The 25,781-nt window shown below is 40.7% G+C and carries 20 protein-coding genes and 3 pseudogenes; 4 read left to right on the forward strand and 19 right to left on the reverse strand.

Translation table 11 applies throughout. From position 1 onward, the window contains the following. Positions 1-19: 19 nt before the first annotated feature. Positions 20-1,222, forward strand: coding sequence for an MFS transporter (locus LIT25_21520; GenBank protein ID USK33100.1), 1,203 nt, complete (start codon positions 20-22; stop codon positions 1,220-1,222). Positions 1,223-1,534: 312 nt separating this feature from the next. Here LIT25_21520 and LIT25_21525 read toward each other — a convergent pair whose 3' ends face one another. From LIT25_21525 to LIT25_21600, 16 genes and pseudogenes are all read right to left on the reverse strand, one after another. After that, complete coding sequence (locus tag LIT25_21525; GenBank protein ID USK33101.1) at positions 1,535-1,831, reverse strand: hypothetical protein; 297 nt, start codon at positions 1,829-1,831, stop codon at positions 1,535-1,537. 96 nt (positions 1,832-1,927) lie between these two features. After that, entirely contained in the window at positions 1,928-2,083 is a 156-nt protein-coding gene (locus tag LIT25_21530; GenBank protein USK33102.1) for a hypothetical protein, read from the reverse strand. A 305-nt stretch (positions 2,084-2,388) separates the two neighbouring features. Continuing rightward, entirely contained in the window at positions 2,389-3,960 is a 1,572-nt protein-coding gene (locus LIT25_21535; protein ID USK33103.1) for a SagB family peptide dehydrogenase, read from the reverse strand. A gap of 24 nt (positions 3,961-3,984) precedes the next feature. Further along, entirely contained in the window at positions 3,985-5,925 is a 1,941-nt protein-coding gene (locus LIT25_21540; protein USK33104.1) for a TOMM precursor leader peptide-binding protein, read from the reverse strand. Continuing rightward, a complete protein-coding gene (locus tag LIT25_21545; protein ID USK33105.1) occupies positions 5,922-7,853 on the reverse strand; it encodes a putative thiazole-containing bacteriocin maturation protein in 1,932 nt (643 codons plus the stop codon). The genes LIT25_21540 and LIT25_21545 overlap by 4 nt, the downstream gene beginning before the upstream one ends. Before the next feature lie 162 nt (positions 7,854-8,015). Beyond that, positions 8,016-8,315 carry a heterocycloanthracin/sonorensin family bacteriocin gene (locus tag LIT25_21550; GenBank protein USK33106.1) on the reverse strand — a complete coding sequence of 100 codons (300 nt, stop codon included), beginning with the start codon at positions 8,313-8,315 and terminating at the stop codon, positions 8,016-8,018. Positions 8,316-8,802: 487 nt separating this feature from the next. Further along, on the reverse strand, positions 8,803-9,882 hold the full coding sequence (locus tag LIT25_21555) for a Gfo/Idh/MocA family oxidoreductase (GenBank protein USK33107.1): 1,080 nt from the start codon (positions 9,880-9,882) through the stop codon (positions 8,803-8,805). Further along, positions 9,879-10,763 (reverse strand): annotated as a pseudogene (locus LIT25_21560) (sugar phosphate isomerase/epimerase). Before LIT25_21560 ends, LIT25_21555 begins: the two are co-directional and overlap by 4 nt. A 21-nt stretch (positions 10,764-10,784) precedes the next feature. Continuing rightward, positions 10,785-11,600: a carbohydrate ABC transporter permease gene (locus LIT25_21565; GenBank protein ID USK33108.1), complete on the reverse strand. Its 816-nt coding sequence runs from the start codon at positions 11,598-11,600 to the stop codon at positions 10,785-10,787. 18 nt (positions 11,601-11,618) lie between these two features. Next, positions 11,619-12,569 carry a sugar ABC transporter permease gene (locus tag LIT25_21570; protein ID USK33109.1) on the reverse strand — a complete coding sequence of 317 codons (951 nt, stop codon included), beginning with the start codon at positions 12,567-12,569 and terminating at the stop codon, positions 11,619-11,621. A gap of 62 nt (positions 12,570-12,631) precedes the next feature. Beyond that, positions 12,632-13,888, reverse strand: coding sequence for a sugar ABC transporter substrate-binding protein (locus LIT25_21575; GenBank protein ID USK33110.1), 1,257 nt, complete (start codon positions 13,886-13,888; stop codon positions 12,632-12,634). Positions 13,889-13,898: 10 nt separating this feature from the next. Continuing rightward, complete coding sequence (locus LIT25_21580; protein USK33111.1) at positions 13,899-14,882, reverse strand: Gfo/Idh/MocA family oxidoreductase; 984 nt, start codon at positions 14,880-14,882, stop codon at positions 13,899-13,901. Then, a complete protein-coding gene (locus tag LIT25_21585; GenBank protein USK33112.1) occupies positions 14,879-15,877 on the reverse strand; it encodes a Gfo/Idh/MocA family oxidoreductase in 999 nt (332 codons plus the stop codon). The genes LIT25_21580 and LIT25_21585 overlap by 4 nt, the downstream gene beginning before the upstream one ends. A gap of 27 nt (positions 15,878-15,904) precedes the next feature. Further along, positions 15,905-16,897: a Gfo/Idh/MocA family oxidoreductase gene (locus LIT25_21590; protein USK33113.1), complete on the reverse strand. Its 993-nt coding sequence runs from the start codon at positions 16,895-16,897 to the stop codon at positions 15,905-15,907. Between the two features lie 12 nt (positions 16,898-16,909). Next, complete coding sequence (locus tag LIT25_21595; protein ID USK33114.1) at positions 16,910-17,752, reverse strand: sugar phosphate isomerase/epimerase; 843 nt, start codon at positions 17,750-17,752, stop codon at positions 16,910-16,912. Positions 17,753-17,797: 45 nt separating this feature from the next. Further along, a complete protein-coding gene (locus LIT25_21600; GenBank protein ID USK33115.1) occupies positions 17,798-19,009 on the reverse strand; it encodes an ROK family transcriptional regulator in 1,212 nt (403 codons plus the stop codon). A gap of 1,156 nt (positions 19,010-20,165) precedes the next feature. On the opposite strand from LIT25_21600, the gene LIT25_21605 reads away from it, so the two are divergent. Continuing rightward, positions 20,166-21,524 (forward strand): glycosyltransferase, encoded by a 1,359-nt coding sequence (locus LIT25_21605; GenBank protein ID USK33116.1) that lies wholly within the window; start codon positions 20,166-20,168, stop codon positions 21,522-21,524. A 261-nt stretch (positions 21,525-21,785) separates the two neighbouring features. On the opposite strand, the gene LIT25_21610 is transcribed toward LIT25_21605, so the two are convergent. Both LIT25_21610 and LIT25_21615 read right to left on the reverse strand, forming a co-directional pair. After that, complete coding sequence (locus LIT25_21610; GenBank protein ID USK33117.1) at positions 21,786-22,052, reverse strand: hypothetical protein; 267 nt, start codon at positions 22,050-22,052, stop codon at positions 21,786-21,788. Positions 22,053-22,235: 183 nt separating this feature from the next. Continuing rightward, entirely contained in the window at positions 22,236-24,575 is a 2,340-nt protein-coding gene (locus LIT25_21615; GenBank protein ID USK36366.1) for an immune inhibitor A, read from the reverse strand. 339 nt (positions 24,576-24,914) lie between these two features. Between LIT25_21615 and LIT25_21620 the strand changes: the two genes are divergently transcribed. After that, positions 24,915-25,232 (forward strand): hypothetical protein, encoded by a 318-nt coding sequence (locus tag LIT25_21620; protein ID USK33118.1) that lies wholly within the window; start codon positions 24,915-24,917, stop codon positions 25,230-25,232. Between the two features lie 92 nt (positions 25,233-25,324). Here the strand turns inward: LIT25_21620 and LIT25_21625 are convergent. Continuing rightward, a pseudogene (locus LIT25_21625) lies at positions 25,325-25,486 on the reverse strand (IS3 family transposase). Between LIT25_21625 and LIT25_21630 the strand changes: the two are divergent. Next, positions 25,481-25,708, forward strand: a pseudogene (locus tag LIT25_21630) (5'-methylthioadenosine nucleosidase). The pseudogenes LIT25_21625 and LIT25_21630 overlap by 6 nt on opposite strands. Positions 25,709-25,781 lie beyond the last annotated feature (73 nt).

Below are 25,781 nucleotides of genomic sequence, written 5' to 3' on the forward strand. Positions count from 1 at the left end.
CAGAAAAAGGTGTTAATACATGAGGAAACCAATTAATAAACAAAAAGCGGTATTAATTATCCTGCTAAGCAATATATTCATTGCATTTCTGGGAATTGGACTCATCATACCCGTTATGCCGTCTTTTATGAATATCATGCATTTATCAGGAAGTACGATGGGCTATCTTGTTGCCGTATTTGCGGTAGCTCAACTGCTTATGTCACCATTCGCAGGTCGTTGGGTTGACCGTTACGGCAGAAAGAAAATCATCATATTCGGTTTATTCCTTTTTGGTGTTTCAGAACTTATCTTTGGTGTAGGCACGAATGTATCGGTGCTTTATATATCAAGGATTCTAGGGGGTATAAGTGCCGCCTTTATTATGCCAGGTGTTACTGCATATGTTGCAGATATTACGTCAGTTCAGGAACGGGCAAAAGCGATGGGCTATATTTCGGCCGCAATTAGCACTGGCTTTATTATAGGACCTGGTATCGGTGGCTTTATTGCAGAATATGGTGTACGCTTGCCCTTCTTCTTTGCAGCAGCCATTGCTTTTTTAGCATGCATTACATCGATATTTATTTTAAAAGAGCCGCTAACAAAGGAACAGCTTGCAGAAATTTCTGCTAATACAAAGCAAACAAACTTTATAAGCGATTTAAAAAGATCACTTAATCCGCTTTACTTTATTGCATTTATCATTGTATTTGTACTTGCTTTCGGTTTATCAGCATATGAAACTGTTTTTAGCCTATTTTCTGATCATAAGTTCGGCTTTACGCCTAAGGACCTTGCAGCTATTATTACAATAAGCTCAATCTTTGGAGTTGTTGTGCAAATATTTATGTTTGGAAAAATGGTAGATATACTCGGTGAAAAGAAAATGATCCAATTATGTTTAATTATAGGTTCAATATTGGCAGTGGCGTCCACCGTTGTCTCTAGCCTTTTAGGAGTACTAGTGGTAACTTGCTTCATCTTCCTCGCATTTGACTTGCTTCGTCCGGCATTGACGACATTTTTATCGAAAGCTGGCGGTAAAGAACAAGGATTTGTTGCAGGAATGAACTCAACATATACAAGCTTAGGTAATATCGTCGGGCCAGCCATGGGCGGAATACTTTTTGACGTAAACATCCACTATCCTTATCTTTTCGCAGCTGTCATTATGATCATTGGCCTTGGTATTACAGTCATGTGGAAAGAAAACCAATTGGCTGAAAGCTTAGCGGAATAATTAGAAAAGCACCAGACGCCCTAGAACAATTAAAGGCACAGATTATTCCTGCGATGATCATTCAAAGTAGCTTTCCTTGTGGAGCTACAAACCTAACTCCAAAACCTATACTCTTATCTTTGAATCTAAACCCCTTGTCCATATTGAACAAGAGGTTTAGATTTTAGTCCAGAATACCGAAAAAAACCCGTCTCTTAATGGAGAGGTTTTGTAACTTAGTCAGATGTACACTCTTTAATTTCACCCTGCAGACCGCCTAATGTAAAAAGAAGATCCCAACCATTAACTGGTTGAGGATCTTCTTTTTTATGATTAAAAAACCCTTAGTTGCTGCTTTGTCTTTTCAAACTTAAGTCTTGCTTGATAATAAACTTCTATAAGGTTGCTTATTTTTAATTTGATTTCTTCTACATTCCCATCACAATTTGAAATTACCTGTTCAATATTGCAGTGTAGGAATTCACTTAGAAGATTGTTTATTCTTTCGCTGTAAACATCTTTAAAGTATTTTGCAGAACCAAATTCAACTTGTTCCTGCTCTTTTTCAAATGTGAACAAATGAGGCAGCTCAATTTCTTCAATTGAAACGCTTTTTATTTCTTTATCCATGTAATCTCCCCCTTCGTAAACAGTACCACTTAAGAATATGAAGGGGAGGATATCTTTATAACCTAAAATTTGACTATAGAATTGGAAACTGAAGCATCATAATTCATCTTGATTCTTCACCACAATTTCATTTGGATCAATACCGTTTTTCTTTTTTTTATTTTTAGCCCAATTCACAAAAACTGTTATGATATAAATCCCGACTAGGAACATGATTATACCCAATAAAAGCGGAGCTGATATTACATCCATTACTACCACACCAATCTTTAATTTGTCTATTATCATTAGCTGTTTTACAATTTTCATACAAATTAATGTAAAATTTTACGAATTCAGATTGTATAAGTGACTGCGCAGTTTTATCCTGATATGCAATAAAAAAAGCCAACAAGTATTTGTCGACTTCATCCTACTTCACTATAGATCTGCAAATCTCCACGAGTTACGAATAGAACCACCTATCAGGGCGATAGATGGTTTTTCCATTTATTCCATTTCAGCATTGGCTCTGCAGACATTTTAACCGTTGAAAATATCTTCATTCTCGCCATAACTTAGCTTTGTAAACTCCCCTGTAACCAAGGGCGAGGTCGATAGGGACCAATCGGGATTTGGATTAGGCTGGTTTTTCCTTGATTATCCATCTTATATATTTCATCACTCAATTTCGCATCAAATCCTAGTAGTGGATGTCCTCCCATCTCGAGGGCTGAAGCCACTAACAATAATCGTTGCACGAGCATACCCGCTTCCATTTGCTGGATACGATACCCTCTGTACCCCAGTTCCGATATGAGGTGATCTTTGTTGCCTGCCACATGAAAGCAGAGTGGAACTTGGAATAAATTTACATTACCTACTGGCATTCCGTATTGTAAATGAAGTCGATGATCACCTGGATCTGCCTGTCGTAACGCATGATCATCGCAATCATAATAATAAGCACCGTCCGGAATGCCTTCTACATTATACAAACAGCCATACAGTGAGACACGCGGCTCGATTTTCTTATGTGCTTCATCCAAATCATTTCGATACAAGTATGCGGACGTTGCTTCCTGCAGAAGAGTTGCCAACTGCGATTGACTGACCTTTCCTAAGATGAAATCCATGTCCGGTGAAAATCGCTTTTGACATACCGAAGCCAGATCGTACGATAACCTCTTCATATGAGGGAGAGATAACGCTTGACTCTCAACATTCACATTCTCCCTCGCCTTTATTTGCCGAAACGATTGGGCTGATTCTAGCATGGACGCTTCATTCATCTTCGTTAACATCGGAAACGTTTTGATCCTCTGTGATCGGACGTAGTAATTAGGTTGAATTGCTTGCAGCTCTCGACACAGTTCAGCAGCAGAAACAAGCTCATCTCTGCCGCTCCCATTAGTAAACCAGCTTGTAGGTTCCACTGTCAGCGGGATAACTGCATACACACTCTCTTTTTCTTCGATTAGTCCAAGCAGATGGTTGATCGCCCGATCCAGATATTGGAAGTACACCCCCGAAGCAAAACCAAACCGTTTTGCTACTTCCAATAACTGTCCAATCAGCACCCCGGCATCTAACCCTTGCAGACGGTAGGCAAAGTTATTGTATTTATAGAAGTTTTTCCAAAACATTGTCGACACAAAAACGGTACCAAAACAAGCAGACACATCACAGCGATTACCAAGAGCCTTGGCTATATATGAATCGAAATTGCCTTCTCTCAACAGCACCAAGCGATGGTGTGCCACATCATAATGGTAAACACCAGCAGGCAAATCCTCCATCTTCAGATACACATACAATTCGTTTGGATATAACGCCCCGCCGGAAGGAACAAACCGCCGATACGACTGCATTAGTTCCGGTGCCTGATCTGCAGTGGAAAAAGCTGACTGGGAAAATTGAGTAAGGCCGAATACATACCAGAGAAAGTGACTGATTCTCCGAAGGTTAGGCTGTTCTGGTTCTTCCCATTCTTCAAGCGTCAGCGGTACTTCCAGAGATAATGAAAAAACAGGCAAGCCACGGTAAATCTTATACGGAAGCGGTGCATCTTCCCAATCCACTTCCCAGTCCGTTGGGCTTGCCTTGTCGATGTCAAAATGCAGATTGTGCAGAAATGTATCGAGACTCATCCTCCTGCCCCTCCTAGTTACCGTTTATGGAAACGGATGTGGATGTGGATTGAGCTGTTCAAGTGTGAGCGGCTGCTTGGTATATCCAAGTTCCATTGGTACCCTCAGCACCCTCTCAAGCCCTGTTACTCTCGTAAGGTGATGTCCGAATGTCATTGGCAGCATCCCCGGAATCAGCACTTTCACGCAATACAGTCCGTTTCGTTTCGTTTCCGATGTTGACTGATCCACCACAATCACATCGAGGTTCAATCGACGAAACTTCTGAAGAATGTCCTGCAGGTCATCGGTCAGATCTGCATGAGTCGATTTCCACTTGAATTCCTCATCAAACGACCGCAACGGACGATTATCGTCCAGCAAAAACTGCAGGCGCTCCTGCGCTTGCGGCAAACCGTACAGCATGCCATGATCATCCATCTTCTGCACCAAGGAAGAATCTTGCAGCATTCGCACAAACTCCTCATGGTCCGTCTCTAATTTCTCATCAAGCGTCAGCATCATGGCAGCCAACTCGTGAACCGTGCTTTTCACCGCCCGTACTGGATCCAGATGAGCTCCGGCTGCACAGATGATATTCACTCCCTTTTGCTTCCTGTTTTTTGCCATCGCCCAAACGCTTGGAATTCCGTGCTCCATCGTCGAGTTATAAATATGCAGATCATATCCCCCCACTGCCCGCACACGGTCGATCATTAACTGCAATTCTTTATCATTAGCCGAATAAGGATCAAGACGCGGGAGGGGCAGCTCTGCGTACCAAGTCATCAGGAACGAATCACGTTCCACCACTTCCAAAATACCGTAGAAAATGGCTTCCTCCAAACTTCCTCCTAATGCGCATCCGTTGGAAGTTTCATAGACAAATCCATGTCCGCACCCCAAGCTGTAATAGGCAAGCAGCTCTGGAACCAAAATTGGACGCTCTTGCAAAAACGAATAGCCCCATACCCAATTTATCGGACGATCAGGGTTAAACTGTTCAAATGGAAAACCAGGCCGGGCATACTGATCCTTCGCGTGCACTCCTACATTAATAGGATTGAGCGCTTGATCTTTCAGATTACGGTAACTATCATAGACCACCGTCCGCTTTCCACGGGGCGTTATACCGCAGGACCGCTCCAAGCCCTCCAAAATAGCAGTTAACTCACTTACTGCGTATGAATGAGTCCGTCCAGCTACTCCCTCATCCCCTGTGAATAACGGCAAATTCACACCTACATCAGCAAACGGCGGTACTAGGTCATACATTTTCCCATTCAAAATGCCCGTCCGGTGATCCAGATAGTCTTTCACTAGAACTTTACTTAGATCGTCCATCGAACGGCAGCGGTAACTGCCTTCCATTTTTGGACTTGGTTTTAGGGAAATTCGGGCTGCGTCCGGTGAATCATCAGGTAATTGACTGCAAACCGGACATAACGGATCGGGCAGAAAAGGATGCCATGAACCCTTTAATGTTTTCAGATTCATTAAAAATACCCGTCCTTCTGAGTACGCCATATCCCCTTGCAAGATCCTCTGAACCTCCGCCCCAAGCAGATAGGCGATCTGCATAAGCCCCGTGCTGGATGCCCACGCGTCACGCGGTATTCCATCGCCCGCAGCCAGCCTCTGCCCAATTTCCCACATCTCTTTACGGTCTCGTCCTGCCATGAGATGTCGCATGTCCGCACATTGGGAGCACCCCTGTGTATCCGGGCGAATCAGCGGTCCTACAACGCCTTCTCCAAATGAGACGAATCCACGCAGCCAAGGAATGCCGGTTGGACGTAACACTTCTTCCGCTTTTTGATGAACGGAAGGATTCCAGGCATCGTGCAACACTAGAACTAAATCAGTCGCTTCAGGTACTCCTGCCTCGAAATCAATATGTCGAACTACCTGGTATTGTGCTGATAATTCTTCACACAAGTGGTCAGCTAACATTCCTTCTCCGACAACCACTACGACTGCACTCACCGGGATTCCTCCTCTCGTAACAACGTACCATACACACCTACCGGTTCCTTTTTCAAAAATGGTTCCAATTCAAGTTCAAAAACCAAGATTCGCTTGCGGTTCCGTTTCAGGACCTGCATTGCGGACTGCAAAACCTTGGATATTTCTTCACTCGTACGGATTACAAGGCTTTGTGGTGCCTTTTCTGCCAGAAACACGGACGAATCCGGCAACGCTTGTGCCGATTGATTTTTTCCATTCATCAGCGCCTGTTGCAGCGCTTTTTGCAGCGCCATTGTTGTATTCAGATCTGCACTGCCATACCAGCGATCATTCGTGCCGACCCATACAACAGGGAAACCGGAGACTTCCTTACCCAAACCGATGATCGGTGCGCCCTGCATGGTGGTCAGTGCCTGTAAATAATACCGGCAACGTTCATCTTCTACATCACTTAACTGCACCCGGGAGACAACATTCTTCTGTTCCACCAGTTGTTTGTTCAGTTCCGCTGTTAAACACTTTTGCAATCCGCGGCAGACGCCTTCTGCAATTGTTTCTCCCGCTCCAACACCAACATATTCTCCGGTTTCTGCTTTCTGTCGTAGAGGAAGAGTGGCAACGAGCACATCGGCCATTTGAGACACATACGCTTCAATTCCAGTTAGACCCGCTTCTTTCCGTGCCTTCTCATGTGTCAATTCTGTACAGACAATGCTTGGCAGAAGCTCGGCTGGTCCCACAGACAACGGGTCAACTGCCTGTACGCGGCACTGTGCTAACGGTAATTGCTTTAAATCCTCCTCTTCTAAAATATGAAAAATACCAGATTCCGCAGATGTCAAATGGCTTAAATAGAGAAGCAGCCCGCCAAGCTCACCTTTGCCCGAACTCTGTTTGAGTCCCAAATCAAAATCTTGAATCCATTCAGCTGTAATACGTCCGGTCACAAGCGGATGAGGGATGAAATAATGCCAATTTCCTTCCAGCGTATCCGGATCAAGCAGGAAGAATTGATTCCCCTGTTCTGATTCAGTAACTCCCGTAACGTTTTTAAACAATTCAAACACGATCACATTGGCCAACATCGCTCCTGCTGTAGAAGTGAAACTTTGTAATTGCTCATCTTTACCAAACACTGATACGTGTATGCTGCGCCAAGCAGACTCCCAGCATCCTTCAGAGTCTGGATGAACCAGAGGACCTGCCAGACCCACCTGGTGCAGAAATAGAGCTGGGACAAACAGCTTTTTCTCTTCCCTGCAAATCTTATGAAGAGCTCGCAGTTCCTCTACATTGCCTTCCTGCGACACATACAAAATCGAATCAAACGACTTCACGATCTCCCGCCAAGAACTTTCCCCCTCCTTTTTCAGGATGACTTCCTCTACTGCTACCTCGGGGTCCGTTTTACGAGCATGTACCACCAATTCTTCTAACCGCATCCGATTGGTCGGTACTGAGTCCGTTATCAGCACATGGAACTTGGGCAATCCAGATTCAACCAACGAAGAAACCAACGAGACAAAAAAAGGGCCAGAGCCGATCGCAAGCACTTTGGCCTGACGATAGGCTTGAAAACGGTACGCACTTGAATCGCCGAAACTTTCTAAAAATTCAATTTGAGAAGCATAATTTTTAAGAACCTGATCTGCCAATTGATGAGGACGGTCTAGACTTGCATCCCGAACATACCCATTTTTATACAGAACTTCTGCAATTTCATATACACGATCTCGATATTGGTCCGGCAATCCGTGTGTCAAATTCCCCAATGTGTACTCTCCATTAAACATTGGCATCAGCTTGTTTACCCACTGATCGATCGTACTGCCTTTCATATGGAATGAACTTACATTATTTCGAAAATAAACACCGCTGTTTGGATCAGGGAGAAAAAAAGTGTCCCTTTTCACTTTCAGACGCATAGAAGGTTTCAAATTTGTCATTCCGCTCCTCCTTACCCGTGAGCTGTCCTCAAATCTATAGCATCATTTTTCATTTCACTATAAGCCTATGTACCGTAATTTGTCTCTTATGTCTCTTTAAAGAGAAAAACCCCTGCAATTCTGCAGGAGCTTTTCTCTTTAAGATCACTTATACGAAAATTATCAGCCGCCGCAGCGTCCCCCGCCGCAACGACCGCCACAATTACCGCCGCAGTGACCGCCGCAATTTCCACCGCATCTAAAGCAATTAGAGCAGCGAAAACAATTAAAGCATCGAAAACAATTAAAGCAGCGAAAACAATTAAAGCAATTAAAGCAGTTAAAGCAGCTAAAACATCGGAAAAAAACTCCAATTTGTCGATCTTGATCCATATTGTATTGGTTTGGATCCCAAGGAATGGCTTCGTTAGCCTGGAAATCACCAACATTCAACGATTGAAGTTCATTTTGGAAATAATTCATTTTTCATACCTCCGAATTTTATTTAATCAGGTTTCCTAACATAAAAGGGATTAGAACGAAAACAACTGTGTAACAAGAGAGACTCAACTAATACTTCAAATACTTTTCTCAACAAAATATGAAGACTGCTTGGGTATTGTTCCTGATTCAAATACCTATTTTTATTCGAAATAGTCATCCAGATTCTCTGCCCCTTCTTCCACTAACAGATTGAAGACTTCCTTAAACAGGTTATCAATTAATCCTTTCAACTTTTTGGAACGGAATCGATTGATTGTACGGTTTGAAATCCTCTGAGCCACATAAAGGGAAGATGTTGAGTCAGTTCTTATTTTAAGATCTTGATAATAAAAAAAAGGCTGACCCCAAAAAGGTCACTTTAAGTGTCCTTTTGGGTCAGCCCCTTTTCACTAGATTTATAGAATAAATTAAAGGTTTTTTTTGTTTTTTCATTTACATCTGCATAATAAACCCAGCTGAGCAATTTTTAAACTTGAACCTTTCCTTTTTCAAACTGAATTTCCATCCCTTTTTTACTCGATTCATAAATCGCAGTTAATATTTTCATCATTTCAACACCATCGTCCACTGAACTTAATGGGGATGATTCACCTAAGCAGCTTGAGATAAAACAATCAATTTCATTTTGAAATCCTGAAGCGAAATCGAAACCTGCGCTGTCAACCTGTGGGGTGATGTTCAAAATTGTATTGTATTTTTCCGTAATGATTTTGAATTCAGGATCGATTTCTGCTCCACCTTTATCACCATATAGTTTGATTATGCTTTCATCTTTTTGAGCATGGAGAGTATAACATACGTCTACAAGAAAAGAGGCACCGTTTTCAAAACGGATGATTGCATTCGCCAAATCCTCAACTGTGTTTTTGGTTGGATCATAATCAGCTGCTTTATAAAAAGATAGATTTTGAATGTTTGAACGATTTCCGAGCTTAGAATACGTGTTTCCGCTAATCGATTTTACTTTTGGCCTCCCCATTAGGTACCAGCATAAGTCAATGATATGGACTCCAACGTCAAGGAGAGGACCCCCTCCAGATATGTCCTTGTCAGAAAACCAGCCGCCTGGATTTCCTAGACGGCGAAGTGATGATGCCTTCGCATAATAAATGTTACCTATATCACCATTGTCGATGAACTTCTTTAAAGTATGGATGTTATTGTCATAGCGGCGTACGAAGCCAACCTGCAATACTTTTCCACTGTCTCCTGCAGCTTGTTTTACCTTTAGCGCTTCGTCTAATGTTTTACTTAATGGTTTTTCAACTAGTACATGCTTCCCATTTTCAAGTGCTGCAATTGCAATTTCTGCATGTGTATTATTCCATGTGCAAATACTGACTGCTTCAATTTCATCGTCATGAAGAAGCTCTCTGTATTCCGTATATACTTTTGAAGCACCATACTTTTTTGCTTTTAATCTTGCCCGTTCTTCATTTAAATCACAGACGGCGGTAAGCTCTGCCCGATCATTTTGTACATAAGATTGTAAATGCGCATCAGAAATTGATCCTGTTCCGATTACTCCTACCTTTACTTTTCTCATCTTATTATGCTCCCTTCTTTTGCGTCTGAAAAAATTCGTTTCACATTTTCCAAGGAAATTCTTGCCCCTTTTTTGCAATCTTCCATCCCTTCAAACTCTACTGATATGAAGCCATCATAGGCAGAATCCTTGATTATCTTTATGATTTCCCGAATATCAACATCCCCATTTCCAGCAATTGCACCCCGCAAATAATTCGATGAAGCTGTTTTAAACCAGCCTTCCCCGGGATTTTGAACAGCAGGACGATAATAAAAATCTTTGATATGAATCATGGAGGCGTATTAAATCGACTTCTTTACAGCAGACACAGGATTTTCTTCAACACAAAGGAAGTTTCCCACATCGAGTGTCGTTTTAAAGTTAGCTCTGTTTACTTCTTCCACTATCCTCAGCACTCTATTACTCGCTTGGATATAATAACCATGATTTTCAACACTAGTTGTGATCCCATATTTTTTTGCATGATCTGCAATCCGTTGACAAGCAGCAGCAATTGCAGGCAAATCTTGTTCAAAATGTTGAATCGATGTTTCATTTAATGGGCGTGATGCTACATCGTGGCGCATGAGTTTGACACCGAGCTGATTCGCTATATCTACTTCCTTCAATACTCTATCAATCTCAGCTTCATATGACTCTTCCGACTCTTTCACAAAGTTAGCCCCAATTGCATAGTTAGAAATTTCGATTCCAGTGTCCTCACATGTCTTGCAAATTTGCTCGATAAGCTCCTCATTGCCATTTATGGAAAAGTCTAAAGGAACAATTTCAATGTGTTCACTTCCATGATCTGCAGCCCACCGTATCACATCTAAAATGGTCATTTCCCCTGATCGAAGCGCCTCTTGTAAACTATAGGAACTTAGTCCAAATTTCATTTTTCTCACCGCCTATTCATTTTACTTTCTGACACCGCTTAGCGTAATTCCCTCAATCAGATATTTTTGCAGGAAAAGAAACAAAAGAATCATCGGTACAGTAGCCATTAATGCTCCAGCCATAAGCAGCGGATAATCAGTTGCATGTTGTCCCTGGAACGTTGCAATTCCAACTGAAAGAACTCTCATATCCTCTGAGTTCGTCATCGTTAACGGCCACAGGAAATCATTCCAAGAAGCAAGAATGGTGAAGATAGCCAGCGCTACAAGAGCCGGCTTTGATAATGGCAGGATAATTCTCCAATAAATGCCCCATAGTGTACAGCCGTCAATTTTCGCTGCCTCATCCAGCTCTTTTGGGATTGACATAAAGAATTGCCGCAGTAAAAAGACACCGAATGCACTAAACATTCCAGGAACAATTAATGCATAAAACGTGTTAATCCATCCTAGTTTGCTCATGATCACAAAGCTTGGAATCATGACTACTTGAGCAGGTACCATTAGAACGGATAAAAGGAGGATAAAAATAACATTTTTAAAAGGAAACTTTAAACGTGCAAAGGCAAATGCGGCTAATGAACATAATAATAATTGAGCAGCTGTTCTGCCGACTGTAACAAAGATTGTATTTGAGTAATATTTCAAATAATCAACCGCTGTAAAAACTTCCAGATAATTATCAAACTTCCACTCTTTAGGAAAAATTGTTGGCGGTACTTGCATCGATTCAGTAAATGTTTTTAGTGATGTTGATAACATCCACAAGAATGGGATCACCATTATAAAAGCTCCGAAGATTAACAAAATATGAATATACCACTTTTGTATTTTCATTTCCCATCTCTCCTTCCTTTAGGAATCATAGTGTACCCATTTATTTTGCAAACGCATCTGTATCACTGTAATAATTAAGATGATGATAAACAAAATGAATGCTTTGGCTGATGCATATCCCATTTCAAAGTATTTAAATCCGGATTCCCACACGCCATAAACAACTGTTCTCATTGGGTCAAGCAAAGAGTTCTCAGTGCCGACCATGATGAAGATCAAATCAAACATCTGCAGGGCGCTGATCATGGACATGACGAAGACGAAAAAAATGCTTGGCGTCAATAAAGGAACTGTTATATGAAAGAATTGACTTATTCTTGATGCACCATCTAGCTTGGCTGCTTCATAATAAGAGGTGCCGATCCCTTGAAGCCCTGCAAGTAAAAGCACTATATTGTTCCCGATGCTCATCCATACACTTACTAGAATAATAGAGATTAGTGCAATTTTTTCATCAAACAGCCATTCAGGCTGCGGGAGATGAAAGATTCCCAGCACATAATTTATTAACCCGAATTCTGAGTTATACAGCCATTTCCAAACCATACCCACGGCAACAGGCATAGTGACAACAGGTAAGAAATAGAGTGTCCTGTAAATAACCATTCCTTTTATTTTTTGGTTCAGCAGAACAGCTACAAGAACCGCTAAGACGATAGAGAGCGGAACAGAGAGAAAGGTAAAGATCACCGTGTTTTTCATGGAACGAATAAACGTTTCGTCCTTCATTAAATTCATCATATTCTCAAAGCCATTGAAAACTGGTGCTGTTAACCCATCCCATTCTGTAAAGGATAAATAAAATGAAGCAGCTGCTGGTACCATATAAAAAATAAAAAGACCAAGGACAACTGGAGCGATAAACAGATATGCGCCTATCGCTTCCTTATTTAGCTTCTTTCTTTTCTGTTTGATAACAACTGCCTCTTTTCTTTCAATCTTTAATGCTGGAGGATAGTTGTTCAACATAAACTCTCCTTTCAAGGAAAGGTAATAGAATACAGCATTCTATTACCTTTCGTTTTTATGTTTTACTTTTCGTTTTTAAGAATTTCATCCATTTCTTTTTGTACTGTTTCCGCTGCTTCATCAATTGATTTTTTTCCTAATAAGGCTTCCTTAAACTCTTTAACCTCAACATTTTGCCATTTTTCTGTATCCTTAGAAATTGGATAAGGAACTCCAAATTCTAAGGAATCTGTAAATACCTTAAGGTTGATTGAAGGGATTGATTCTACCCATAGGGATTCTGCCTCCTGATAAGCTGGAATGGAAAAACCAGATTCACCCATGTATTGACCTGCTTCTTTACCAGAAAGCTTTTTTAATAGTTCCCAAGCTAATTCTTCATGTTTGGTCTTGTCATTCATTGACCAGCTTAAGCCATGAACAATTGTTGCTTTTTGTTTGCCTTTAGGCAGAGGCGCTATGCCAAGATCTTCTCCCAGCATCTCATAATAGGTTGGAGCGATAACAGAAATGGCCGGTGCCATGGCTGCTTTACCTGAACCAAAAATCTGATCACCTTTTGTTTCAACCTGCGTTTTTGCGGAAGGAGAAATCCCTTTATCCATTAACCTTTTCGTGAATTCAAATGCTTCTTTTGTTTCTGGCAGGTTATATCCAGATTTTGTTTTGTCCTCGTTAATAACATAACCGCCAGCCTGGTGAATTAAGTTGTAGTAACCTTGCTGACTGAGGTTTGAAGCAATATATCCATAGATTTTCTTATCTTTGTCCGTTAATTTCTCTCCTACTTCTTCAATTGTCTCCCAGGTCCATGTTTCATCGGGATACGGAAGACCTGCATCATCAAACATTTTTTTGTTATAGTAAAGTCCTACTGAGTCTAAAAAGTATGGCATTCCATATAAGTGGTCTTCATACGTATATAAGTCCACTAATGCCGGTGTATAGACACTTGTATCAATCTTGTCTTTTTCAATAAGAGGCTGCAGATCTTTAATCAAACCGTTTGAAGCATATTGATGAAAGTTTGGTCCATTCATCCAAAAAATATCTGGTCCGCTGCCGCCCGCTGCACTTGTTTTTATCTTTGCCCAATAATCAGCAAAAGGCGTATAGGTAATGTTCACTTTTACATTTGGATGTTCTTTCTCGAATAATGCAACTGATTTATCCACAACTTCACTCACATTTTCGTCCCAGAGAGCAACATTTAAGGTTGCTTTTTCATCACCTGAAGATTTTTCATTTCCGCTGCAGCCTGCTAAAACCACTCCAAATATCAATATAATGCTCAATATGAACGAATAAGACTTTTTCATGTTCATCCCCCTATTCTCTTATTAATGTGATTACTGATTTTTCTTTTGCAGATTGGTAAGCGGCTTGAACCACCTCTAATGTACGAAGACCGTCTTCTCCTGAAATCGATGGAGTCCGCATTCCTTGTACACAATCAATGAAGTCATTTACAAGTCCAGAATCCATGTCGTCTCCCCATCCAATATGCTGTACCTTTTTCAGTTGGTCATTAAATAACACAAGATGCTGTTTAAAGGCATCGAGTGAGATTGTCCCTTTCGTTCCGACAATTTCCATCGTCACATCTCCCCATGTCGGGAATGTTTTCGGACGGGACCAGCTAGGATCGATCGTCACAATCGCACCTGACTCTAGTTCTAATGTGACAATTCCGCAATCCTCGACATCGATATCATAAAATCGGGTATCAAGTTCGGCATACGCTTTCTTCGCTTCTTCGTCTAACATCCACCTGATAAGATCCATCACATGAACAATATGGTCAACAGCTGCTCCTCCGCCTGATAGATCCTTTTGAACAAACCATCCCCCTGGCATTTGCCCATGATTTGTTGCATCAATTGCTACAATTTCTCCCAGTCCTCCACTGCGAATCACTTCTCTTACCTTTTGAACAGCAGGAACAAAACGAACGGGAAAGGCCACTTGCAGGATTACGCCGTGATCTTTGCATATGCCGATCATTTCTTTTGCATCCTTGACTTCTGTTGAAATTGGTTTTTCACACAAAATATGTTTTTTAGCCTTTGCCGCTTCAATTACATGGTTTTTATGGTTCGCGTTTTCTGAACAAATGACAACGGCTATAAGATCTGTTTGGAGGAAGCTAGTGAGATTCGAATAGTACTCGCAGTTAAAACGTTCAGCCATCATGCTTCCTCTTTCAATATCCTCATCCCAAATCGCTGTCAGTTCGACATCTGCATGTTCAGTTAAATGTTCGGCATAACTCACGGCATGCATATGTGCGAAACTGATGATACCTACTTTCATTTCAACACTCCCCCTTTCTTGAGTTGGATTGGCTGGCCAATTTTCACTGATTCTAATGCAGCTTCAACCATTTCAATCGCTTTAACGGCATCTGCTGCAGTTACAACGGCACTTCTCTTATTTTCAAGACAATCTGCGAAATGCTGAAGCTGATTTTCCAGAGGTGTTCGTTCAACAAGATAGCTCGGAACCGTAACTCTTTCTTGCTTTCTATCAATCTCGTGAAAAAGTTCTACTTCAACAGGGTCATGATCAGAACTTTTATACGTAATCATTCCTTCACTTCCAGCCAGCTCTAAGGAAGCTGAAAATTTAGTAATGCCCCAGGATAACGTTACATGGGCAATTGCGCCTGATGCAAAACGTAATGTGACAAGAGCATATTCAAGGTCTTCTCGTTTGACCTTTTTCGCCATTACACGTTCAACCTCACCGAATGTCCAATGGAGCCAATCAAAATCATGAATACCTAAATCTAATAGAACGCCACCGCTCTTGGATTCATCCCGATACCATTCATCACGGCCTTTTGGATAGGGACAGCCCCTTGATAATCTCATAACACCAGGCTTTCCAATTGCTCCATTTATGACTTGTTGTCTTGCTGCTTTGTATTCAGGAGAGAATCGCAGGACATGTCCTACGAATAGAGGTACATCGTATTTTTCACATAGATCCACAATTCTTCTTGCCGTTTTCGTATCAGCCGCTAATGGCTTTTCACAGATGACCGCTTTTCCAGCTTGCGCCGCAATCTTAATGACTTCCTCATGAAGGTGCGTTGGAACACAAACGTCAACAATATCAATAAGAAGCTGTTCAAGCGCTGCTTGTAAATCCTGGAAACCTTTTACGTTAAATTGTTCAGCAAGCTGAATGATGTTTTGTTCAGTCCGTCCGATAACGGCAACTACTTCGCAACTGCCTGCATTTTTCCAAGCTTCCAAATGCAAAGTTCCCATTGTACCTGTACCAACCACAGCCACTCTCCTCATTATTACACCTCATTTCTCATTTTATTGTTAACACACGGAAGAAGCTGACATAAATTCTGATAAATGAATGGCCTTGCCTGTTATACTGGATGCATTTGCAGCCAAAGTGACAGCTAACGTTTTCAGCCCTTCTCCGTATGGGGCCAACACTAACTCTTGATTGTTTAGGCGCACCGCATCAATAAAAGCACGATCCTGCTCTCCATAAAAATCATGGCTTGATTTATATGAAATCGTTTTGTCTTTATCAATGATGTGTAATGTTGAATTATCCAGCACTACTCTAAAGTCACGCCCTAATAGTTCAATGCCGGTATAATGATCTGCTTGTGTAAAGGAACTGGCAAGATGTCCGATCGCACCTGACTCTAACGTCATGCTAACAGATGTTACATCCGGTATATCGATATCTGGAATATCTCCCATCAGCTGCAATGCCATATTTGCATAAACAGTGTTCACATCACCCGCTAAATAACGGATTAAATCAAGTGTGTGTGTAGATTGTTCCACTAATTGCCCCCCTGACTTACTCATCAGGCGATACCAAGGGGTTTGAACAAATGATGTAATATAATGCCCTCGAACCATTGCAATTTCTTTACCCCGTAAATAATCTTTTGCCTTTGAGACTGTATCCAAATAGCGTAAGCAATAACCGGTTGCACAAATAATTCCTGCTTCCTCGATTACTTTGGCTTTTGCTGTAACAATTTCCAAATCAAGTCCCAGTGGTTTTTCAACCATCATATGAATACCACGTGCAGCAGCTTTTTCTTCAATATCTCCGTGTGCAAAAGGCGGTACGCAAACAAAAAGAGCATCAAGTGATTCGTTATCAAGCATCTCATCTACATTGGTGTAGCCATTTGCTCTATATTGATCTCCTGCTTGCTTAACCCGTTCGGCAGAAATATCACAGACTGCAGTGATTGTTGCATGTTCAATGCTGCTGATATTTTTCAAGTGGACGGAAGCAATTCCGCCAACTCCAATAAATCCAACTTTTACGTTTGCCATCTTTTTCTCCCCCTATACTCTTTGTGCCGCTGTTCCGCTTGCTAAAATCACATCCATATGCCGCGCCGTATCGTTTGCTAATTCATTTGGTGAAATATGATAAGGCGTTAATTCGGCTGTAATCACGTCGTGATAGCCAATCTCGCGAAGTGCTTCCATTACCGACGTCCAATTCACATCTCCAGATAAAAGCGGTACAAATCCTGTAATATTCCCCACTTTCGTTGAAAAATCTTTGACGTGGACTTTACGTATACGGTCCTTGAGTATTCGGATCCATTGTTCAGGATATCCGAATTGCAGGACGTTCCCGACATCAAAATAGGCACCTACATAGTCTGAATCAATCTCATCGATGTAACGGGCCATCTCAAGCGGTGACATTAAAAAGTGGTTCCAAACATTTTCAACACCAATATGTACCTCCTTCGTTTCTGCAACAGCTGACAGGTTCCGAAGCTCATTTTGACTAAGCTCATAACAAGCTCCATAGGATGTTTCTGCATTCACGAGTCCTGGAACAACTAAAATCGTATCGATTCCCATTACACTGGCTAGCTCTAATTGCTTCTTTACAATGTTCCTTCCGTGCTCCCGAACCCTTTCATCCGATGATGAAAGAGGTGCTTTCCACTGGAGAGCTGTCGATAAGCTAGGAAGTTTTAGACCATGCTTTTCTGCCTGCTTTACAATTATTTCTGCTTCCCGAGCGGTTGTATCTAATGTTAAGCCAATCCCATTTTTCTCATAAACATTCAGCTCCACCGCATCAAATCCAGCATTGGAACTATATTCAAAAACCTTCTCTAATGGCGTCCCCTCTGGGTAACACCATTGGTTAATTCCCTTCAACATATAAACCTCACCCCAATTTCCAATATTCAGATTTTTTAATGTGCACTAGATTACAGGCGATTGAAATTTTTCTTGTAAAAGAACAGCAGCGGCACCCAACATTTCAAATTCCGTACCAAGAGTCGTTGGACGAATCGTTATGTCTTCTCTTAAAACCGGAATGACATGCCTTGAAACATGCTGATGGATCGCCTCTAAAAAGATTGGATTCCCTTGAACAATCTCACCGCCAAGAATAATGACTTCCGGATTAAATAAATGGATATAATTAATGATTCCTGCAGCTAAATACGATACGACTTCATCTAAAATTTTCAGACATAGCTCGTCCCCCATATTTAAAGCTTTGATAAAAATAGCTGGAGTAATTTGGCTAATATCTTCCGGTACGAGTTCTTGGATCTTCGTTTGCTGTCCCCTTGTCATAATCGCGGATAAGATCTTCGAATAGATAGCCGGCCAGCGTACATAGCTCTCAAGGCAGCCTACATTTCCACACTCACATCTCACTCCGCTCCCCCGGTCAACCGTCGTATGACCCAATTCTCCAGAACTGCCTTTATGTCCCCGGTAAATTGAGCCGTTAATCATAAGTCCTGATCCTAGGCCGTCACCAACTGTAATATAAAGCAAATCTTTAAACTGACCATAAGGCCCAAAATGTTTCTCTGCTAAAACGAAAGCATTCGTATCATTATCCAAATAAGTCCGTAAACCAAATTGCTGCTCAACTAATTGTTTTAAAGGAACATCACGCAGATCCAATTTTGTATTATAAGAAATTATCCCTTTCTTTGCATCGACAATCCCTGGAGTAATAATAGTAATACCGACACATCTATTCATATATTCTATTTTTTCAAGAAACTGCCTGATCAGTTCCAATACATGATCAATGACCGATTGTCCGAAAAGAAGATTGGTTGAATAGATTTCCTTTCGGCGTATTTCAGCCTCTAAATTCATTTCCGCAATCTTTATAAAAGAATTAGTAATGGAGACTCCAATTATAAAATGACTATTTGGATCAAAGCGCAGCAACACCGGTTTCCTGCCCCCATTTGATACACCAATCCCATCTTCACGAACGTAACCTTCATTCATCAGTTCATTAACAGCTGAAGTAACTGTAGTAGGACTAATATTAATCCGTTTCGCAATTTCGCTTCTAGAAATAGGGGCTTGTTTTCGAATTATATCTAAGATAATAGAACGGTTTATCTCTTGTATTAGTTTTAAGTCCCCAGTTCTTCTCATTAAGGTATACACCCCTAACATATTCATTTTTCAATACATACTTTTTCCATTGGCTTTATTAAGATAGGATGATTAGGACTTATCATTCGTGATAGTAGAAGTAAATCTTTGTGATTTGAAGTGTGGTTTATTCTTTAGGTAATGTTTTTCTAGTAGTATTTGTATAATCATGATGGGGAGAAGGATTTATTGATTCCATTTGTGGTATATCTTTTGATGAAGGATGAAACACTTTCTTTTTCCAATGAGTTTATTAAGTGGAATTTCTCCTTCATTATAAACAGCATGCGCTCTACTAATAAATGGATAAATATATCTATTTTCTTAATTTTCTAAAAAAATATAAAAATAAGCATTATAGTTCATCAGCCATGTATCTCCTTCGTATTCTTTCTCTAATTCTCATCCCCCTTTCGACCTTAACTAGGGTAAAAACCGAATTAATAAATTTGTGGATACCTAGTTACATATGGAATTGATTTCACAAAAGCTCAATTTCATCTTTTATCTCTGTGAGTGCAATATCTGTAAATAAATAACCTAGTGCATTAGTTTGCTGTTATTCTCTCAAACTTATTGTTTTATTTTAATAGCTCTGAAAAATACCTGACTTAAATTACAAGCAATGCAATAATTAAGGCGCTAATAGAATCGTTTCTGAATAAAACGAATTACATGAATGTCTAAATGCCTGTTTTTTCAAAAAAAACGAAATCCTAAATGATTTCTAGTATTTTAGCATCATAAAATTATTTAGACCATTTTTTAAAAGATTGTTCAACCGATTCAGAAATGTAAACACAATTACGATCCCGATGGACTCCTAACGTGTTATCTCAAATGCAACGTACTGTTTATATTCTAAAAATGCACTTCCGAGTGACTAAAGGTTACGAATCTATAGAAGAGTTTATTGCACAAAAACGAACGTTATGAACGGATCAAAGTATTAAGCTTTCTTTATACATCTACATGCTTTTAGAGGGATGTCTCTTATTGGAAGGCAATAATCACACCTATCTGCGGAGGTTTATACTAAAGTTTCCTATCGATAAATCACTTAAATTTATTACCCTTCTTACAATTACCCTCATAAAAATACATTTTCCAAGAAAATATATGATATATTGTCTTTTTTAACCGAAGGAGTGTTTTTTTGGATATTTACAGTTTATTGCTCTTTTCTTTATGTATCATATTTCCAGTGATACATCTGATTCATAGTTTGCCTTGTTTCAAAAGGCAGACTGAGAAGTTAAAGTCTCCTGCAAAAGAGGATAAGGGCATCAGCATTTTAATTCCCTGCTACAATGAACAGGGAATTATCGCCACTTCTATTTTTAGTATGAAATCTCTGTCCTACTCAGCGTATGATGTCATTTACATTAATGATGGGTCTACTGATGACACTATGCTTCTGATGAACAAATTCCTGCAGCTGAAGCCAAGCTCTAAGCAGCCGCTTAGAAAAATAGCCCACCAAAAGATTCTGGGATTCTATCAATCTGAGCTTTACCCGAATATTTATGTAATTGATAAAGTGAATGGGGGGAAGGCAGACTCTTTAAACGCCGGAATTGAGTTTGCACAAAAAGAGCTGGTGATTACTCTTGATGCAGACACGATTTTGACAGATAAGGCGCTTCCTGTGGTGAATGATGCTTTTGAGGATGAGAACGTTGTTGCTGCAGGGGGAATGGTTCATGTGCTTCAGACGAAAACTGCTGAACCGTTGAAATCTTTATCTCTGCTTCGTGCAAATCTCCTTGTCAGCGTGCAAGCGCTCGACTTTCTTAAAGCCTTTTATATTACCAAAATGTCGCTTGCCCGCTTCCATGCTTTAGCGATCATTTCAGGTGCTTTTGGCATATTTAAAAAGCAAGTGCTGATCGAAGTCGGAGGATTTAGAACGACGATAGGAGAGGATATTGATATTACCTTGCGTATCCATAGACATATTTCCAATCATAAAAAGAAGAAAATTATCTTCATACCTGAAGCGGTCTGCTATACGGAGCTTCCGGAAAATTGGAAGGATTTATTTAAGCAGCGGATCCGCTGGCAAAAAGCCTTTATCGATTGCGTCATTCATTTCAGGGGATTTCTGGGAAAAACCCTGTTTAAGAAACCTGTTTCTTTCTTTTATTTGATCGAATCCTTCCTGGCGGGAACGATTGCAGCTTATGTAATGACTGGATTAATTGTTGTAAACGGAATGATTCATCCCCCATCTTCCTATTTGGACTACTTTTTGTTTTTTTCCATTTACATTGTGATATTCGGTTTGATATATGATCTAGCTGCTGTTCGAATGAGCAGACATTATGGCATTTCTTTTAAAAAGAGAGAAATTCCGAAATTGCTGGCGGCGATTCTTTTTGACGTACTGATCTACCGACTCGCCACGATGATATTCATTATGTACGGCAGCATTGCCTATTTCTTCAATCAGAATTGGAATAAGGTTGAGAGAACAGGCAGGGATTATCAGACTGATTCAGAAACAGCAGCTTAATAACAAAAAAAGGTGTCAAACCGGCACCTTTATTTCAGTTTAAATTCCTGCAGCCTCTTATTCTCAAGCTCTGCGACATACAAGTTCCACTCTGATCTACCGCTATATCATGCGGAATCTTCAATTCGCCTTCTACTTCCAAAACGCTACAGGATATTGCCTTTTTTATCAAGGACATGACTCTGCTTGTGAGGTTTTCCTTCGCTCCGTTCAAGAAATCTCCGCCGTTCACTACATATACTTTTTGCTACTCCTCTTGCTTCACCGGACAGCCGGATCACTTTCTGCATGCAGCCAGTCCTGAGTTGCCTGATTGACCAGCACCTGCTTTCCCAAATCCTCTGCCTGTGAGGTGACGGAGTTAATATAGATGGAGTATTGCTCCATCATTTCGACTGTTGAATCTTTTGTCTGATCTTCAATAACGGATGTAAACCATGCCGGAATTAGAAACGATAAAACAAGAAATGGAACGGTCAGGAGAATGGTAAAAATGATGAACAAGCGATTTCTCAGAGAATAAAACATGGAGCCTCCCGGGAACTTTTCAAAAGTTTCTGCTAGTTCTATTTCCTTAAAGTATAATACAAACCGGGGATGCCTGATTTGTATTTTTATAAACAATCCGTTTGGTAAAAAACGTCGGAAGTTAGACATCATTCCGTAAAAAAAGAAAAAAAAGCAGCTTAAAAGCAAGCTGCCTTTTTCCTCTTATTTCCGAATCCAAACCGCTCCAGCAGAGTTATCCTTCGCTTCGCCTACAACCTGGAATTTCAAGCCGTAGTTTGGAACTTTGCGTCCTGCGTCTGGAATGACTTCATTCATGTATGATCTTGAGTCATCGAAGAATGTAACTCCCTTTAAACCGTTGTAGCTGTATTCGCCGCGTGTTGGGCTGTTTACGTACCATGATGCAGATTTGTCATATGAGAATGCTGCGTCTGCGATTTGGTAGCGTGTTGATTGTGTTGTTGTCAGTTTTCCGTCTAGCAATCCGTATAATGGCTGCGGATGAGAGTCAACGACTCCAAGGAATCCTTCACCAGGATGCTTGCCAACCCAGTTGTCTGTGTAGCTGTCATCTGCATACCAGACAACCATGCCAGTATTGTATTTAGGTCCGCGGGAGAACGCTAATGCATTGTCAGATCCTGAGTAGTTTCTCCACTCAAGGTAGTAATGGTGCTTTGCAAGGTATGTTCCGTCGAATGCTTTGAAGCCATCTAATGTAAATTTAGACGTTCCTTCTGCATCGTCGCTGAAAACTTGCTCGCCATCAGCTGTAAGGACTGCGTTGTCTAAAGCAAACCCTTCAGGTGCAAGGCCGCCGTCTGTTAAGTAATCAAATACTAACTTTACTTTTTTGCCGGCAAATTCACTAAGGTCATAGGATTTGTCAATCCATTTTCCTTTTGTTGTTCCTTTAGTAGCGTCGCCATCTGTTACATCGCCGCCTAAGATTTCAAGAACTTTGGTGCCATCTGCTGTCTCTGCTTTTACGGTTAATGAGTCGCATGCGCAGCCGTATTCAATGTTATAGTTTGTTTTGTAAGTGAATGTAGCGCTTGTTTTTCCTGTTAAATCAAATTCAGGTGTTTCCATCACAGTGTGAACGTTATCGCCCTTTGTACTGTGATAGTATTTTTCCCCAAATTCAGGCTGAATTGTACTTTTCACTTGTTTCTCAGGAAGGTTTACTTTAACGATTCCTGGATTGTTTGATTTTGTGACACTTTGGTCGAGGAAAGTTGCTGTTCCTTCAGCTGTCACATCTTTGTAGTCAATTTCCTGGATGTTCGCCCAGTTTCCGCCCATAACTGTCTGGAAGTATTCTTTGTTTTGCGGGGAGAAGCTTGTCGGTTCTGTCCCTGCCGTTTGTCCATTCCAGCTTCCTCCGCTCATGATTGACCATGAAGCAACAGGCTCGCCGTTACCGCTGTACTGCGTGTCATATTCGTCAGGAAGACCTAAATCGTGACCGAATTCATGTGCGAATACACCGACTGCACCATCTTCTGGCTGGATCGTGTAGTCAAATGCAGCCATTTGTCCACCCCAATAAGGTACTTCTGCTTTTGTACCTTCAACTTTGTATACCCCGTCCAATGTCCAGCGGTGAGACCAGATTGCATTATTGCCCAATTTACCGCCGCCGGCTTCTTGTCCAGTTCCTGCATGTACAATCATAAGATGGTCAACAAGTCCGTCCGGCTCATTTTGATTGCTGTCTCCATCTAAATCATATAAATCGAACTTGTCATATTCAGCGAGGTCCATTCCAGATGCAGCTGCCGCATCCAGTGTATCTTTTACAAGGTCGCGAGGTCCAAGCGGTGCCAGGTTGTCATGGCCTCCAGCCGCATTGTCATCTCCATAATCAGCGGCTTTGCCCGCAACAGTCAGCCATTCAGAGACTGTGCCGTCAACTGTATAGCTTCCGCCTGATTGCTCTTCATAATATTGCTTGAATGTAGGTACTTTTTTACCGTCTAAAAGCTGAAACGGCTTGTCTCCGAAAAGCATTTTTTCATAATGTTCTTTGCTGAAATCATTCGAATACATGTAGCCATCTTCTTTGACAATATTGTTATGTTTGAAATCTTCAAACTCGACAAGCAAAATTAGGACTTTGTCTTCTCTTACAGTCCCATTGTATTCAGACTGCTTTGCCGGCTTTACATTTACAAAGTCGTCTTTTTTGCTTTTATCCAGCTTTTCATGACCTTTACTTAATTCCTTTGTCAGCTGTTCTTTCTGCTTTGTTAAGAAATCCTTTGATTTCATATCCATGTCCACTTTTGCCTCTTGATCATCTTCATGGAGATTTACTGTCGGTTTTTCGCCTTGCTTTTCCTCAATATATTTTTTCACGGCTGCAGCGACTTCCTTGTCACTTGCTTTTTGCGGAATGAGTCCTTGTTTTTTTAATGCATTTGCCAGGCGGTCTTCATTGATAATGTTCAGATCAATTGGTGCAGACAATGCTGTTTGAACGTCTGTTGGTACAGGTTCTTTCGCAAATGCAGCTGGCGCGAATAAGCTTGCGGCCAAACTTGTTGCCAGAAGTGATGTTCCGAATTTCTTGCTCCACTTTGTCAATACTACCCCTCCTATTTGTAAGAACATGTAGAATTTTCTGTTTTTTTCTACATATTTAAAGATAGCACAATCCGAATTAGATAGAATTGACCTTTTTTCCTATAATCGGAAAAATTTCACTAGAACAATAGATCAATAGGGATAAGCAGAACCTATTCCATTTAGCCTATAATCCTATTGCGAAAGCAGGGAAGAAGGACGATAATCCCCGGATTACCCCCAAAAAATAGTCATAGATTATAAATAGTGTATTGAGATACATAGGCGAATAAGCTGCTTAGGAGGGGAAAGATGGAATCATATGTGAAAGATTCTCTGCATCAATGGAAAGAGGACATGCTGAAGCAAAAGAATGAAATAGACACTGAATATGACAAAGTCAAAAGCGAACTTCAGTTATATTCCTATAAATTTGGCATTACAAAGCAAGTCATTCAATCTACTATAAACGATGAAATTATCAACAATATCAAAACAACCTATCAAAAACCATTCGAAGAAAAATTCAATGAGCTGAAGCTTTATATAAAAGAGCTGGAAGAGAAGCGCAGAGTTTATCAGATGTTTGTAGAGAAGATTGAGAAGGTTAGTGAGTCGGAGGAGAATTAACGGATTGAAATCATCTTTTTTAAGTGGCTCTGATCACCCAAAGAAAAGGACCATCAACGAAGTGAACCCAAAAAGTTAGACACTTTATTTACTTAGGTAGCCTTGAGGGCATGAATCCGGTAATCAACCGGGCTCATGCCTTTTAATTTTACCTTGATTCGTTGATGATTGTAGTAATGGATATATTCTTCTAGTTCTTGTTTGAAATGCTCCATGCTTTCAAATTCTTGAAGATAGAGTAATTCGGATTTTATGGTGATAAGGGTTTACTTGCAGCAGCTAATGCGGTCAAAGATACATACACAAAGGGCAAAATTGTAGAAGGTACAATAGGATCTGCGGATGTTTGGAATAATGAAGTGGATCGCATTAAATGGTTTTATACTAAGTATGGTTCGTCTGTAGAAGAAATGGAAGATGCCTCCGCTGCACAAATGGCTGAAGCTTACGATGTAGCATTCCTCAGTATCCGTGTCAACGTGTAGTTGTTGAGCGATATCCACACCAACAATAAGATGTGTATCGGAAATTCTTTCTATTAGTTGATTT

The sequence above is a fragment of the Bacillus sp. F19 genome, from assembly GCA_023823795.1.
GTDB lineage: Bacteria > Bacillota > Bacilli > Bacillales > Bacillaceae > Bacillus_P.

Coding starts and splice junctions, on each gene's coding strand:
- LIT25_21520 (USK33100.1), top strand. CDS start 20: ATGAGGAAACCAATTAATAAACAAAAAGCGGTATTAATTATCCTGCTA.
- LIT25_21525 (USK33101.1), bottom strand. CDS start 1,831: ATGGATAAAGAAATAAAAAGCGTTTCAATTGAAGAAATTGAGCTGCCT.
- LIT25_21530 (USK33102.1), bottom strand. CDS start 2,083: ATGGATGTAATATCAGCTCCGCTTTTATTGGGTATAATCATGTTCCTA.
- LIT25_21535 (USK33103.1), bottom strand. CDS start 3,960: ATGAGTCTCGATACATTTCTGCACAATCTGCATTTTGACATCGACAAG.
- LIT25_21545 (USK33105.1), bottom strand. CDS start 7,853: ATGACAAATTTGAAACCTTCTATGCGTCTGAAAGTGAAAAGGGACACT.
- LIT25_21550 (USK33106.1), bottom strand. CDS start 8,315: ATGAATTATTTCCAAAATGAACTTCAATCGTTGAATGTTGGTGATTTC.
- LIT25_21555 (USK33107.1), bottom strand. CDS start 9,882: ATGAGAAAAGTAAAGGTAGGAGTAATCGGAACAGGATCAATTTCTGAT.
- LIT25_21565 (USK33108.1), bottom strand. CDS start 11,600: ATGAAAATACAAAAGTGGTATATTCATATTTTGTTAATCTTCGGAGCT.
- LIT25_21570 (USK33109.1), bottom strand. CDS start 12,569: ATGTTGAACAACTATCCTCCAGCATTAAAGATTGAAAGAAAAGAGGCA.
- LIT25_21575 (USK33110.1), bottom strand. CDS start 13,888: ATGAAAAAGTCTTATTCGTTCATATTGAGCATTATATTGATATTTGGA.
- LIT25_21580 (USK33111.1), bottom strand. CDS start 14,882: ATGAAAGTAGGTATCATCAGTTTCGCACATATGCATGCCGTGAGTTAT.
- LIT25_21585 (USK33112.1), bottom strand. CDS start 15,877: ATGAGGAGAGTGGCTGTGGTTGGTACAGGTACAATGGGAACTTTGCAT.
- LIT25_21590 (USK33113.1), bottom strand. CDS start 16,897: ATGGCAAACGTAAAAGTTGGATTTATTGGAGTTGGCGGAATTGCTTCC.
- LIT25_21595 (USK33114.1), bottom strand. CDS start 17,752: ATGTTGAAGGGAATTAACCAATGGTGTTACCCAGAGGGGACGCCATTA.
- LIT25_21600 (USK33115.1), bottom strand. CDS start 19,009: ATGAGAAGAACTGGGGACTTAAAACTAATACAAGAGATAAACCGTTCT.
- LIT25_21610 (USK33117.1), bottom strand. CDS start 22,052: ATGTTTTATTCTCTGAGAAATCGCTTGTTCATCATTTTTACCATTCTC.
- LIT25_21620 (USK33118.1), top strand. CDS start 24,915: ATGGAATCATATGTGAAAGATTCTCTGCATCAATGGAAAGAGGACATG.